This is a genomic window from Pantoea sp. RIT413 (assembly GCF_003057675.2).
GTDB lineage: Bacteria > Pseudomonadota > Gammaproteobacteria > Enterobacterales > Enterobacteriaceae > Pantoea > Pantoea eucrina.
This window is the reverse complement of the sequence record NZ_QBJB02000004.1, coordinates 67,805-82,375: the sequence shown is the minus strand read 5'-3', so window position 1 is coordinate 82,375 and position 14,571 is coordinate 67,805. Positions and strand designations below refer to the sequence as shown.

The 14,571-nt window shown below is 60.1% G+C and carries 7 protein-coding genes; 2 read left to right on the top strand and 5 right to left on the bottom strand.

The genetic code is table 11. From position 1 onward, the window contains the following. Window positions 1-288 precede the first annotated feature (288 nt). The 3 genes from mdtC to DBY66_RS07580 are packed head-to-tail and all read right to left on the bottom strand — an operon-like array spanning window position 289 to window position 7,690. On the bottom strand, window positions 289-3,366 hold the full coding sequence (mdtC, locus tag DBY66_RS07590) for a multidrug efflux RND transporter permease subunit MdtC (protein ID WP_039385407.1): 3,078 nt from the start codon (window positions 3,364-3,366) through the stop codon (window positions 289-291). Then, entirely contained in the window at window positions 3,363-6,485 is a 3,123-nt protein-coding gene (locus tag DBY66_RS07585) for an MdtB/MuxB family multidrug efflux RND transporter permease subunit (protein ID WP_039385406.1), read from the bottom strand. Before DBY66_RS07585 ends, mdtC begins: the two co-directional genes overlap by 4 nt. Beyond that, entirely contained in the window at window positions 6,485-7,690 is a 1,206-nt protein-coding gene (locus DBY66_RS07580; RefSeq protein WP_094111744.1) for an MdtA/MuxA family multidrug efflux RND transporter periplasmic adaptor subunit, read from the bottom strand. Before DBY66_RS07580 ends, DBY66_RS07585 begins: the two co-directional genes overlap by 1 nt. A gap of 245 nt (window positions 7,691-7,935) precedes the next feature. On the opposite strand from DBY66_RS07580, the gene DBY66_RS07575 reads away from it, so the two are divergent. Beyond that, a complete protein-coding gene (locus tag DBY66_RS07575) occupies window positions 7,936-8,898 on the top strand; it encodes an aldo/keto reductase (protein WP_039385402.1) in 963 nt (320 codons plus the stop codon). A gap of 213 nt (window positions 8,899-9,111) precedes the next feature. Further along, a complete protein-coding gene (locus DBY66_RS07570) occupies window positions 9,112-10,446 on the top strand; it encodes a carbohydrate porin (RefSeq protein WP_108569529.1) in 1,335 nt (444 codons plus the stop codon). A 43-nt stretch (window positions 10,447-10,489) separates the two neighbouring features. Here DBY66_RS07570 and yegD read toward each other — a convergent pair whose 3' ends face one another. Both yegD and DBY66_RS07560 read right to left on the bottom strand, forming a co-directional pair. Further along, window positions 10,490-11,842, bottom strand: coding sequence for a molecular chaperone (yegD, locus tag DBY66_RS07565; protein WP_104085196.1), 1,353 nt, complete (start codon window positions 11,840-11,842; stop codon window positions 10,490-10,492). A gap of 71 nt (window positions 11,843-11,913) precedes the next feature. After that, on the bottom strand, window positions 11,914-14,478 hold the full coding sequence (locus tag DBY66_RS07560) for a diguanylate cyclase (RefSeq protein ID WP_104085195.1): 2,565 nt from the start codon (window positions 14,476-14,478) through the stop codon (window positions 11,914-11,916). Window positions 14,479-14,571 lie beyond the last annotated feature (93 nt).

The following is a 14,571-nucleotide window of genomic DNA, read 5'->3' as shown; positions in this document are numbered from 1 at the left end:
TTGCCCAGGGGCGCATAAATGCGCCCCCTACAAAACTCCCGTAGGGGCGCCATTAATGGCGCCCTGGTTCCGTGCGCGTTCAGTTGCCCCGGGGCGCATGAAGGCGCCCCCTGCAAAACCCCCACAGGGGCGGCATTAATGGCGCCCTGGTTTCATGTGCGTTCGTTTGCCAGGGGCGCATAAATGCGCCCCCTACGGAAACCAGAAGGCACGTCCCCCTGTAGGGGCGCCATTAATGGCGCCCGGGTTTCGTGTGCGTTGTTTTCCCGGGGCGCATTAATGCGCCCCCTACGAAATTCGGGTGGTTGCTGGCTCTGTGACGGCTTTGCGGCGGCGTAATTTATCCATCAGCAGATAGACCACCGGCGTGGTGTAGAGCGTCAGCAGCTGGCTTACCACCAGGCCGCCGGCGATGGTGATGCCCAGCGGCTGCCGCAGTTCAGCACCGTCGCCGCTGGTCAGCACCAGTGGCAGGGCGCCAAACAGCGCGGCCAGCGTGGTCATCAGAATCGGGCGAAAACGCAGCTGACACGCCTGGAAAATCGCCTCGCGCGGGCTCAGCTGCTGCTGTCGTTCCGCCTCCAGCGCAAAGTCGACCATCATGATGGCGTTCTTTTTCACAATCCCTATCAGCAGCAAAATGCCAATCAGCGCAATCAGGCTGAACGGCGTATCAAACAATTTAAGCGCCAGCAGCGCGCCGGTTCCGGCCGACGGCAGCGTCGACAGAATCGTGAGCGGATGCACATAGCTCTCATACAGAATGCCCAGCACGATATAGACCGCTGCGATGGCTGCCAGCATCAGCCAGAGCTGGCTGGACTGCGACTGCTGAAACACCTGCGCGGTACCGGCAAAGCTGCCGCGCACGCTGGAGGGCACCCCCAGCACCGTCATGGCGCGATCGATCGCCGCGGAGGCCTGCGACAGTGACACGCCTTCCGGCAAATTAAACGAAATGGTTGTCGCTGCAGAAAGCCCCTCATGGTTGACGGAGAGCGGTGCGTTAGCGGGCTGCCAGTGGGCAAAACCGCTCAGCGGAATCGCTTTGCCGTCGCTGCTGACCACAAACATCTGGTCGAGCGCGCTGATGTCCTGGGTATAGCGCGGATCCACCTCCATCACCACTTTGTACTGATTCAGCGGCTGATAAATGGTTGAGATCTGACGCTGGCCAAAGGCGTTGTTCAGCAGATCGTTGGCGGCTGAAACGTCTATGCCGAGGCGCGCCATGCTTTCACGATCGTATGTAATAGCCATTTCGCTGCCTTTATCCTGCTGGTCGGAGTTAACGTCAGTGAGCTGCGGCAGGGCAGAGAAGGCCTTACGGATTTTGGGTTCCCACTCACGCAAATCGGCAAGGTTATCCGACAGCAGGCTGTACTGATAGCTGGCGTTCGACTCCCGTCCGCCGACGCGAATATCCTGTACGGCGTTGAGATAGAGGCTGGCCCCCGGCTCCTTAGCCAGTTTGGTGCGCAGGCGGGCGATCACCTGCTGGGCGCTTTCGCTGCGCTCAGAGAGAGGCTTCAGCGCCACAAACATCAGGCCGCTGTTGGTGCCGAGGCCGCCGGTAAAGCCGGTGACATTATCCACCGCCGGATCCATTTTGATGATATTCATAAAATCTTCCAGCTTGCCGCGCATCGCCTGAAACGAGATGCTCTGATCGGCAGACAGAAAACCGCTCAGGCGACCGGTATCCTGTTCCGGCATAAAGGTTTTGGGTATCGTAATAAACAGCCAGACGGTCATCGCTACCGTGCCGCCCAGCAGCAGCAGTACCCAGATGGCGTGGCGTAACACCCAGCGCAGCGAGCGGGCATAGCCATCCTGCGTCCGCTGCAGCAGCCGGCTGAACAGCCCGGGCGCGGCAGGCTGTGCCGGTTGCGGCTTCAGCAGATACGCGCACATCATCGGCGTCAGCGTGACGGAGATAAACAGCGAGATCAGAATCGCCACCGACAGCGTAATGGCAAATTCCGAAAAGAAGCGTCCGATAATGCCGCCAATCATCAGCAGCGGCAGAAACACCGCAATCAGCGACAGGCTCATCGACAGCACGGTAAAGCCCACTTCGCGGACACCGGTCAGCGCCGCCTGCAGCGGCTTCATGCCAGCCTCAACGTGGCGGGCGATATTCTCCAGCACCACAATCGCATCATCCACCACAAACCCGGTGGCGATGGTTAGCGCCATCAGCGACAGGTTGTTAAGACTGAAGCCGCACAGATACATGGCAGCAAAGGTGCCAATCAGTGAGACCGGCACCGCCGCAGCAGGAATGAGCGTGGCCCGGCCGTCGCGCAGGAACAGAAACACCACCAGAATCACCAGCACCACGGCAATCACCAGCGACTGCTCGACTTCATGCAGCGAAGCGCGGATAGTCGGTGAGCGATCCTGGGCAATCTGCAGATCGATCGCCGCCGGAATGAAATCGTGCAGCACCGGCAGCTCAGCGCGAATGCGATCCACAGTATCGATAATATTGGCGTCCGGCGACTTACGGATCACCAGCAGCACCGCCGGCTTGCCGTTGGTCATCCCGGCGTTACGCACATCCTGCACCGAATCCTGCACGCTGGCGACATCGCTCAGGCGAACCGCCGCACCGTTGTTATAGTGCACCACCAGCGGCTGATAGGCGCTGGCGCTCTGCAGTTCATCATTGGTACGCAGCTGCCAGCGCTGCTGGCGATCGTCGATTGCGCCCTGCGGTCGCCGCTGGTTAGCGTTGCTGATGGCGCTGCGTACCGCATCCAGCGACACGCCCTGATTAAACAGCGCCTGCGGATTGAGATCGACGCGCACGGCGGGCAGCGAACTGCCGCCTACCGTGACGTCGCCGACGCCCTCAATCTGCGACAGTTTTTGCGCCAGCTGCGTCGAAGCGTAATCATAGAGCTGACCCGGATTATAGTCGTCCGAGGTCACCGTCAGGATCATAATCGGCGCATCCGAGGGGTTCGCTTTTCGATAAGAAGGCCGGCTCGGCATGCCCGACGGCAGCAGGCTCTGCGCCGCATTAATCGCGGCCTGCACATCGCGCGCGGCACCGTTAATATCGCGGTCAAAATCAAACACCAGAATGATGCGCGTGCTGCCCAGTGAGTTCGTCGAGGTCATTTCACTGACGCCGGCAATGCGCCCCAGCGAGCGCTCCAGCGGCGTGGCCACCGAGGCGGCCATGGTTTCCGGTGAGGCACCCGGCAGCGAGGCCGAAATCATAATTACCGGAAAGTCGAGCTGCGGTAGCGGGGCGACCGGCAGCAGACGAAAACCAAGCATCCCCGCCAGCGCAATCGCCAGCGTCAGCAGGATGGTGGCGACCGGGCGGTGAATGAAGAGGGCAAAAAACTTCACGACTGCGCCTCCGGACGACCGAAGCGCCTGCGGGTAGCGTGCGCCAGGCGATCAAACAGCAGATAGATGACCGGCGTGGTAAACAGCGTCAGGATCTGGCTGAGGATCAGGCCGCCCACCATGGCGATGCCGAGCGGATGGCGCAGCTCAGCGCCGACGCCGGTGCTGAGCATCAGCGGCAGCGCGCCCAGCAGCGCCGCCAGCGTGGTCATCAGGATCGGGCGAAAGCGCAGCAGGCAGGCCTGATAGATAGCGTCACGCGGCGCCATGCCCTGTTCACGCTCCGCCGCCAGCGCAAAGTCAATCATCATAATGGCGTTTTTCTTTACAATACCGATCAGCAGAATGATGCCGATAATGGCGATGATATCGAGTTCGTTACCGCTCAGCATCAGCGCCAGCAGCGCGCCGACGCCCGCGGTGGGCAGGGTAGAGAGAATGGTAATCGGATGAATAAAACTCTCATACAGCACGCCAAGAACGATATACATTGCGACCACGGCCGCCACAATCAGCCAGACGGTGCTGCTCAGCGCGGCTTCAAACGCCAGCGTACTGCCCTGGAACTGCGTGACGATATCCGCCGGCATACCCAGCGCCCCTTCTGCGGCGGTAATGGCCTGCAGCGCTTCCTCAAGTGAATAGCCATCGGCCACGTCAAAAGAGAAGGTTGCGGACGGGAACTGATCGAGATGATTAATACTGAGAGCGGTATGCCGCTCCTCTGTGCTGGCGATAGCGCTGAGCGGTACGCTGCCGCCGTCGCTGCTTTTAAGCCGGATCCCCTCCAGGCTCGCCAGTCCCGGCGTCTGCGCATTATGCTGCTCCAGCACCACGCGATACTGGTTTGCCTGCGTGTAAATCGTTGAGATCAGCCGCTGACCAAACGCGTTATACAGCGCATTATCGACGTCAGCCATGGTGATCCCGAGCCGGCTGGCGCTGTCGCGGTCAACGCGCACATACGCTTCCAGCCCCTGATCCTGCCAGTCGCTGCTGACGTTGCGCAGCTGCGGTGCCTTTTCCAGCTGGCCGATCAGCGCCGGGACCCAGCTGCTCAGGGCGTCAAGCGAGCCAGACTGCAGCGTAAACTGATAGGGGGTACGGCTGCTCTGCGTCTCAATGGTGAGATCCTGCACCGGCTGCAGCCAGAGCGAGACGCCCGGGATCTGCGCCACCGCCTGCTGCAGCCGCGCCTGCACCACCGGAATGCGGTCGTCGCGCTCATCCAGCGGCTTGAGGTTGATCTGCAGCCGGGCGCTGTTAAGCGCAGGATTGGTGCCATCCACCCCGACAAAAGAGGTCAGGCTTTCAACCGCCGGATCCTTCATCACCGCTGAGGCAACATCGCGCGTGCGCTGCGCCATGCTGGCGTAAGAGACCGACTGCGGCGCCTGCAGGGTGCCCTGAATAATGCCGTTATCCTGCTGCGGGAAGAAGCCTTTCGGGATCGCCACCCACAGCAGCACCGTCATCAGCAGCGTGCCGAGCGCCACGCTGAGCGTCAGCCACGGATGCTGCAGCACGCGCGTCAGTCCACGCCCGTAACCGGCAATGACCCGCTCAAACAGCGCCTCGCTGGCGCGTGAGAAGCGGTTCTGCCGGCGCAGCGACTCCGCGCTCAGCATGCGCGCGCACATCATCGGCGTCAGCGTCAGCGACACCACGGCTGAGATCAGAATGGCGATAGCCAGCGTGACGGCGAACTCACGAAACAGCCGGCCAATCACATCGCCCATAAACAGCAGCGGGATCAGCACCGCAATCAGCGAAAAGGTGAGCGAGATAATGGTAAAACCGATCTCTCCCGCCCCTTTCAGCGCGGCGGTGAGCGGCTTCTCGCCTTTCTCGATATAGCGTGAAATATTCTCGATCACTACAATGGCGTCATCCACCACAAAGCCGGTGGCGATAGTCAGCGCCATCAGCGTGAGGTTGTTGATCGAGAAGCCCATAAAATAGATGGCCGCAAACGTACCAATCAGCGAAAGCGGTACCGCCACGGCAGGAATGATCGTAGCCGGTACGTTGCGCAGAAACAGGTAGATGATCATGACCACGAGCGCCATGGCCAGCATCAGCTCATGCTGCGTATCAGATACCGAGGCGCGAATATTGGTCGTTCGATCGGTCAGCAGTTTCATGTCGACCGATTTGGGCAGCGTGGCGGTAAGCGATGGCAGCAGCGCCCGGATATTATCAGCGGTGTTGATAATATTGGCGCCGGGCTGACGCTGGACGTTCAGCACAATCGCCTGCTGGCGGTTAGCCCAGGCACCCAGCCAGCTGTTCTCTGCGCCCGATTCGATGGTCGCAACGTCGCCCAGTCGCACCGGCGCGCCGTTGCTGTAGCTGATAATCAGGCGGCGGTAATCCTCAGCCGATGTCATCTGATCGTTTGCTGACAGCGTGATAGATCGCGCCGGGCCATCAAGGCTGCCTTTCGCTGAGTTGACGTTGGCGTTGCTGATAGCCGTGCGCACATCTTCGCTGGTCAGTCCTAACGCTGCCAGCGCCTGCGCATTCATTTTGACCCGCACCGCCGGACGCTGTCCGCCGGAAAGGGTAACCAGGCCTACGCCGGAGACCTGCGCAATCTTCTGCGCCACGCGCGTTTCCACCATATCCTGCACCTGCGTCAGCGGCAGGCTGGTCGTGGTGACCGCCAGCGTCATGATAGGCGGATCGGCCGGGTTGACTTTGCTGTAGGCGGGCGGATTAGGCAGATCGCCAGGCAGCAGGTTAGTGGCGGAGTTTATCGCCGCCTGAACCTCCTGCTCCGCCACATCCAGCGCCAGCGACAGCTGAAACTGCAGCGTGATCACCGAGGCGCCGCCGGAACTTTGCGATGCCATCTGTTTCAGCCCGGACATCTGGCCAAACTGGCGTTCCAGCGGTGCGGTAATCGACGAGGTGACCACATCCGGACTGGCTCCGGGATAGAGCGTGACAACCTGAATAGTGGGGTAGTCCACTTCCGGCAGGGCGGATACCGGCAGAAAGCGGTAGCCAAGCAGGCCCGCCAGCAGAATCGCAATCATCAGCAGCGTGGTGGCGACCGGGCGTAAAATGAACTGACGTGACGGACCGCCGCCAGCGTCAGGAGGCAGCACCTGCATTATTGACGCTCTCCCCGGGCTGGCTGCGCGGCACGCGTGGTCTCTGTTGCCGTACTCTGTGGCGCCACGACGTCAACCGTTGCGCCGTCAGTGAGGCGATCGATGCCGTCGGTGATGACCCGCTCGCCCGCTTCCAGTCCGGCACTGATCACCACTTTCTGGCTATCCTGCAGTCCGGCGGTGACGCGTTTCTTGCTGACCTTGTTTTCGCTGTTAACTACCCAGACAAAGTGGCCCTCATTGCTCATCTGCAGCGCGGCGGCCGGAATAGTCACGGCGTTCTGCAGCGTATCTGCTTTCAGACGTGCGTTAACAAACTGGTTGGGAAACAGGGTATCATCTTCATTGCTGAAGCGTGCTTTCAGCTTAATGGTGCCGGTAGTGGTATCGATCTGGTTGTCCAGGCTCAGCAGCGTGCCCTGCGTCAGCAGCGTGGTGTTGCTGCGATCCCAGGCCTCCACCACCAGCGGCTGACCGCTTTTCTGCGCTTTCAGGATCTGGCTGATATAGCTCTCAGCCACGCTGAATACCACATCAATCGGATGCGTCTGGGTGATCACGACCAGGCCATCGGTGTCGCCGGTGGTAATGTAGTTGCCGATGTCGACCTTGCGTAACCCTATACGTCCGGCAATCGGCGCGGTGATGCGGCTGTAGGTCAGATTCAGCTGCGCGCTCGCAACGTTGCCCTCATCCGCTTTAATGGTGCCCAGCGTCTCGCTCACCAGCGCGCGCTGGGTGTCGAGATCCTGCTGCGATACCAGGGACGTTTTCGACAGCTTCTCATAGCGGCTGAGATCGCGGCGGGCATTCGCCAGCGTGGCCTGATCCCGGGCCAGCTGGCCCTGCGCCTGCGTGAGAGCAACCTGATACGGGCGCGGGTCGATCTCAGCCAGCAGCGTGCCGGCAGCCACCTGCTCGCCTTCCGTAAAATGCAGCGCCATCAGCTGCCCCTCAACGCGGCTGCGCACCGTAACCGTATTTGCAGCGGTGACGGTGCCGAGGCCGTTCAGATAGTAGGGCACGCTTTGCAGTTCAGCCGTTGCCGCCTGTACCGGCGCGGCTGGCCGGTTTGCTCCACCGCGCTTCTCTTTAGCCTGCGCCGGCTGTGCTGGCGTGGCGCGCGAGTGCCAGGCGTAATAACCGCCAGCCGCTACCGCCAGCGCGATAAGAATTAACAGACCTGTTTTGGTTCGACTCTTCATTACTCTGCGTGCTCTCCAGCCATGTCGCTTTCCTGATACGCTTGCCCGACATCCGGACAGCGCAAACGAAAATAAGTGTAGCCGCCTGCGCCAGGCGAAAATTGAAGGAATTAAGAATATCTGCTCAGCGCGGCGTAAAGGATTTCCCGGTTCTGACACTATTCTGGCATGAATAGACCCCGGTGCGACTTTTTCATTTGCTACGCTTAAAGACAAACCTATCTCGTTTAACCAGGGAGAGCGCAATGAAACAACCTGCAACCCGTCAGCTGGGCGACAGCGGTATTACCGTTCCGCGCCTGACTTTTGGTGGTAACGTTTTTGGCTGGACAGTCGATGAGAAGACCTCCTTTTCACTGCTGGATGCGCTGGTCGAAAATGGCCTGTTTTTTATCGATACCGCGGATGTCTATTCCCGCTGGGTGCCGGGTAATCAGGGAGGTGAATCGGAAGCGATCATCGGCAAATGGTTAAAGCAGAGCGGCAAACGCGATCGCATCGTGCTGGCGACTAAAGTCGGCATGGAGCTGTCGCCGGAAAAAACCGGGCTGAAGCCTGCGTATATCCGCCAGGCGATAGAGGATTCCCTGCGCCGGCTGCAGACGGACGTGATCGATCTCTATCAGGCGCATCGCGATGATGAGCAGACGCCGCTGGCAGATACCCTGAAAGCGTTTGATTCCCTGATCAAAGAGGGCAAGGTACGCGCTATCGGCGCCTCAAATTACTCCGCAGCGCGTCTGCAGGAGGCGCTGGATGTCAGCAGCAAAGAGGGGCTGGCGCGCTATGAAACGCTGCAGCCGGAATATAACCTTTACGATCGCGAAGGGTATGAGAACGGCCTGGAGCAGGTGGCGGTGAAAAACGGTCTTGGCGTGATCAACTACTACTCGCTGGCGAGCGGCTTTCTCAGCGGCAAATATAAAAAGCCGCAGGATGCGGGTAAAAGCCCGCGCGGTCAGGCGATAGTGGAAAAATATCTCAATGAGCGCGGCAGCCGCATTATTGAGGCGCTGGAGGATATCGCTGCCTCACACGATGCGTCAGCCACGCAGGTGGCGCTGGCGTGGCAGATTGCGCGTCCCAGCATTACCGCGCCGATTGTCAGCGCAACATCGCTGGCGCAGCTGGATGAGCTGGTAAAAGCCACCCAGCTGGAGCTGAGCAAACAGGAAATTGAGGAGCTGGCGCGCGCCAGTCACCTCTGATCCCGCCCGGGGTGCTGCGGCACCTCGTATATTGATACAGAGCAATCAATAGTCACTGTCACACTTTGAATGTTTAAATCTTAGATATTCATCACAAATGCGCTAATCCACTGACTGAGCAGGCGTAAATCCACACGAAATTGCAAAACCCTGCTGCTGCCCGGCACTATCCTCTGCGCGGTTTTCCTTATAACTTTGCAGAAGATAACAACGATGAAAAAAATTTTTGCTTTGCACCCGCTGCCGCAGCTGGCTGCGGGCACGCTGATGCTGGCTATGTTCAGTTCTGCCGCCGTCGCGGCAGATGCATTCAGCTACGATTCGCCCTGGATGCTGGGCGACTGGAACGGCAGCCGCACGCAGCTGGAGAGTGCCGGCGTGAAGTTTGACGTAAATTACACCATGGAGAGCGCCGCCAATCTTGGCGGCGGAGCAGACAGCCACACCTCAATGCGCTACAGCGATCAGTGGGCGTTTGGCGCGAATCTCGATCTGCAAAAGCTGCTCGACTGGCAGGATGCGCAGTTCCAGGTCACCGTCACTAATCGCGACGGGCGTAACATCTCCGATCAGGTAGCCGATCGCCGCACCGGCATGCTCTCCTCCGTGCAGGAGGTCTATGGCCGCGGCCAGACGTGGCGTCTGACACAGTTCTGGCTGAGCAAAGGGCTGTTTGACAACCGGGTTAATCTCAAGGCCGGACGGGTCACCGTGGGAGAAGATTTTGACAGCCTCGACAGCAGGTTTCAGAACCTTGCCTTTGGCAGTGGTCAGGCAGGCAACTGGCGCGGCGACCGCTGGTTTAACTGGCCGGTTTCACAGTGGGGCGGACGCCTGAAAGCGAATATCACGCCCGAACTCTTCTTCCAGGTCGGCTTTTACAACCAGAATCGCGCCAACTACGATCGCGGCGACGGTTTCCGCCTGGATACCCGTCATTCAGAAGGCAATCTGGTGCCGGTCGAGCTGGGCTGGAAACCGACCCTGGGCGCAGCGGGGCTGCCGGGCAACTATCGACTCGGCTATTACTACTCATCCGTAAACGGGGATAATTACGGCAGCTGGCGGGATGGGGGCTATCAGCGTCAGGATCACGCTTATGGCGGCTACCTGCTGCTGCAGCAGCAGCTGACCGCGCAGGGCGGAGACGCCAGCCGCGGACTGGGGGTAACGGTGCAGGCGGTCATGAACGATCGTAAGACGTCGAAAACCGATAATTATCAGTCCATCAGTTTTACCTGGAAGGGGCCGCTTGATGCGCGTCCGCAGGATGAAATCGGTATTGGTGCCGCGCGTATTCACGTTAACAGCGCCTACAGCCGCGCCCTGCGCCAGCAGAACGCAGCCAGTGGTGAAACGCGCTTTGACAGCCCGGCTTATCTGCCGCTGCAGGCGGGATCGGAATACAACTATGAGATTTACTACAATGCGCAGCTGGCGAAGTGGCTGCAGCTGCGGCCTAACCTGCAGTATGTCGTGGCGCCGGGCGCGGTCGGAGAGGTAAAAGATGCCTTTGTCGGCGGCATCTCAGCCAATATCAACTTCTGACGGGCAGGGAGGAGGCGCAGGCTGCGCCTCCTGTTACGATCCGCTAGCGGAACATCACCTCTGCCCAGCGCGCCAGTCCGGCGGTCACCGAACCAAAGTCGTCGCCGCCGGCAATCGGGGTATCGGGCAGCGCCTGCTGCAGCGCCGCACGCAGCAGCGGCGAGCGTGCGCTGCCGCCAGTAAGATAGATCACGTCCGGTCGGGTCTCGCTGGTGGTCAGCGCCAGCTGTACCTGCTCCAGCATCCGCTCCAGCGGCTGGCTGATCGCCTCTTCCAGCTGCGTCGCGCTGATCTCCGCCTGCAGCGACTGCGCAATAAACGCCAGCGACGCATCCGTTTCCGCCTGCGCTGAGAGCGCAATTTTGCTCTCTTCAGCCGCGCGTACAAGCCGGTAGCTTAGCTTCTGCTGCCATACTTTGAGCAGATGCGCCACGCGGTTTCCCTCTTCTGCATCGCGCACCAGATCCTGCAGCAGCTTACCGCAGGCGGCGGAGTAGAACTCGCTCTGTGCCGGAACGTCGTTAATTGCGACAGCGTTCCACCACGGCAGGGCGGGGAGCGCCGTGCCCTTGCGGGTGCTGCCGCCCAGACCCAGCAGCGGCATCAGCGTTTTAAACGCCAGCATGATATCGAGATCGTTGCCGCCGACGCGGCAGCCGCTGTGCCCCAGCAGGCTGGCGTGGCGGTCAGCTTTCTGACGCCACTCCGGCCCCATCAGCAGCATGGAGCAGTCGGTGGTGCCGCCGCCGATATCGACCACAAGCACGCGCGTCTCTTTGTCCAGCGTGGCTTCAAAGTCCAGCCCGGCGGCCACCGGCTCAAACTGAAACTCAACGTCACGAAAGCCGGCGCGCTGTGCCGCACGCAGCAGGATCCCCTGCGCCTGCTGGTTGGCATCGTCACCGCCCAGCCCCTGAAAGTTGACCGGGCGACCGATAACCGCCTGGTTGATCTGCTGCCCGAGCTGCGCTTCACCCTGCTGGCGGATATGCAGCATCATGGCGCACACCAGATCTTCAAAAAATGCGATCTGCTGCGGCTTCAGGCCAGAGGCGCCCAAAAAGGATTTCGGTGATTTGACGAACCAGACATCTTCCGGCTCTGTCATATATTGCTGCAGCGCGGTCAGGCCAAACTGCACGCTGCCAGGGGTTATCTCGATATCTTCTTCGCGGTTGTAGCGCAGCGCGCGCTGCAGCAGGGCGGTGTTTTCGCTCGCGGGCGTGGGCACCTGATGGTGGCGATGCAGCCATTCGCTGATCGCCTCGCGCACCGGGGCGCAGATCATTGAGGGCAGCAGCGGCTGGTCATTTTCCAGCGCCAGCATCCGCGGCGTGCCGTTATCGCTTACTGCAATAGCGCAGTTCGCTGTGCCGTAGTCAAAACCGATATACATCTTATGCCCCATGCCAGAAAAAAAGGGGGCGACTTTAGCGCAGGCTGGTCATGCTGGCAATATGCAGTGCTTTATCTCTCTGCATCCTGATAAACCTGATACTGACCGCGCCCGGCATGTTTGGCGCTGTAGCAGGCGACATCGGCCTGCGACATCACCACATTGCTGAGGCAGTTGCGCGCATCAATCTGCGTGATGCCGGCGCTGGCACCCACCTGGTAAGGATGCGTTTTCCAGTAAAATGTATAGTTATTGACGACATTCACGATGCCCTGCACCAGATCGCGGATCTGATCGACCTCGCAGTGCGGCAGCAGGATGCCAAACTCATCGCCGCCGAGGCGCGCCAGCATATCGCTGCTGCGCAGCTGCTGCTGCATCAGCACCGCCAGCTCGCGCAGCAGCGCGTCCCCCGCCGCATGGCCGGCGGTATCGTTAACCGCTTTAAATTTATCCAGGTCGATAAACACCAGCACATGCGGCGTGCCGGTGACGGCCGCATCATTCACCAGCCGTTTCAGCCGATCTTCAAAGCTGGGCCGGTTAGGCAGCTGCGTCAGCATGTCGTGTGACGCGCTATAGCTCAGACGCTTCATTATCTGGCGCGACTCGCTGACATCCTGAATGACCATCACCACCCCAATGGTGCTGCCGGCCAGGGTTTTCAGCGGCGTAATACTGTAGTGGATCTCTATCTGCGCGCCTGCCAGCGTATGCAGCACCAGCCCCTCATCCAGCGCCGGAGAGATTTTTTCATCCGGCAGCGTACAGAGCAGCAGATTGTCGATGCGCGGGCCGTCAGCGCCGCGCGTGATATTCAGCAGCTCGCCAAGCGGCGTGCCGGCCGCCTGCTCCTGCGGCCAGCCGCTCAGGCTTTCAGCAACGGGGTTCATAAAGGTCACGCACATCTCATCGTCGGTGCTGATCACCGCTTCGCCAATCGAATCCAGGGTGATCGCCATACGCTCTTTTTCCTGGAACAGCGCGTCATTAAGGGTACGCAGTGAGGTGATATCCTGGCAGATCCCGAGCATGCGCTCGATCTGTCCATCCTGGCTCAGGATACGATTCGCTTCTGAGCGAATAAACTGTACGCCGTGCGGCAGGTTGAGACGATACTCAAGATGAAAGGCCGAGCGGCGCTCAATCGCCTGCTGCACAATCAGCGCCAGGCTTTCGCGCTCGGCAGGATCGACCAGATGCAGCCAGAGGTCATACGTGGGTTTCTGCTGCGGATCCAGTGCAAACAACTCATACATGCGCTTGTCCCAGAGCATCTCCCCGGTTTTCAGGTTCCACTCCCAGACGCCGATGCCGCCCGCTTCATTGGCCAGCGTAATGCGCTCCATCAGCTGGCGGTTGCGCTGCTCGCTCTGCCGCAGCTCGGAGATATCGACAATCTGCGCGATAAAATAGAGCGGCTGCTGCTGCGCGTCGCGCACCATAGAGACGGTCAGACGCGACCAGACGATCTCGCCATCTTTGCGAAAATAGCGCTTTTCAAAGGTATAGGACATCAGGTCGCCCGCCAGCAGACGCTCCATCAGCTGCAGATCGCTGTGCAGATCGTCCGGATGGGTGATCTCCTGGAAGGTCAGCTGCGTCAGTTCATAGGCGCGATAACCCAGCGTACGGCAAAGTGACTGGTTCACCTGCTGCCACTTTCCGTTGGTGCCGACCAGCGCCATACCGATAGCAGAGTACTCCATCGCATTGCGGAAGCGCGCTTCACTCTCGGTGATATGGTTTTTCTCGCGCCGGAAGGCGTCCATGATCAGCGCCATGACATGGCTGGGCAGCAGCACCAGCAGAAAGGGCAGCCAGGCAGAGACCAGACCGGGCGAAGCGCCACTCTGTACCGGGTTGACCCAGTCCAGCGCCAGCAGCAGCGAAATGAAACTGGCATTAATAAAGCAGAGCAGGAACGCTTCAAATTTTGGCAGCCGGACCGCACACCAGAACAGGATCACCACGATAAAGGTAAACGGCCACGGCAGAAAGCGCAGGGAGAGATAGCTGGCGAGCAGGGTAACCAGCAGCGTCAGCAGGGTCTCCAGCTGGCGGCCCGGCGCGATCAGTTCACGCAGCGGCTTAGCGGGCCACAGCAGTACCACCGGACCAAACGCCAGCACGCCGATCACTTCCGAAATCACCCAGGTGGAGAAGAAGGGAAGCAGCGCCTGCTGATCCACCTGCAGCAGCCAGATCGCAATCAGCCCGCCCAGCAGAGGAGCCAGCAGGCCGGCGCAGAGCGCAAAGCGGATCCAGTCGGGCAGGGCGTTCAGCGGCGCGCGGCGGTTCAGCAGCAGACGCAGCATGCCGCCGGCCAGCAGCGCCTGTATCAGATTCAGAAGGGCAAATTTAGCATTGCTGAGCGCGGGACCAATAACCAGCAGATTTGCCAGCGCGGTGCCCGCGACGCAGCCCGCCAGCAGCAGCGGAATATGTTTTAGCGGCGCGCGGAAAACGACGCCGGTCATCAGCGCCGTTGAGTACCACAGCGGCGAAATACGACCGCTGACCACAATCAGCTCCAGACAAAACAGCGTAAGCAGAAAAGCCAGTATGCTCAGCGTAACGGCAGTCAGCCAGCGGCCTGGCGATTTATCCTGCGCGGTGACTATCTCAACAATCATGTACCAGTCCAGCAGCGCGCAACCCGGTATGGGGAAAATACGCCAGTCAGTTTCTGCCCTGCATGCTAGCACATTCAGACAGGATCTTTACGC

Excerpts from the sequence above, each read along its gene's own strand:
- DBY66_RS07585 (WP_039385406.1), bottom strand. The coding sequence starts at position 6,485 with ATGCAGGTGCTGCCTCCTGACGCTGGCGGCGGTCCGTCACGTCAGTTC.
- DBY66_RS07580 (WP_094111744.1), bottom strand. The coding sequence starts at position 7,690 with ATGAAGAGTCGAACCAAAACAGGTCTGTTAATTCTTATCGCGCTGGCG.
- DBY66_RS07575 (WP_039385402.1), top strand. The coding sequence starts at position 7,936 with ATGAAACAACCTGCAACCCGTCAGCTGGGCGACAGCGGTATTACCGTT.
- DBY66_RS07570 (WP_108569529.1), top strand. The coding sequence starts at position 9,112 with ATGAAAAAAATTTTTGCTTTGCACCCGCTGCCGCAGCTGGCTGCGGGC.
- yegD (WP_104085196.1), bottom strand. The coding sequence starts at position 11,842 with ATGTATATCGGTTTTGACTACGGCACAGCGAACTGCGCTATTGCAGTA.
- DBY66_RS07560 (WP_104085195.1), bottom strand. The coding sequence starts at position 14,478 with ATGATTGTTGAGATAGTCACCGCGCAGGATAAATCGCCAGGCCGCTGG.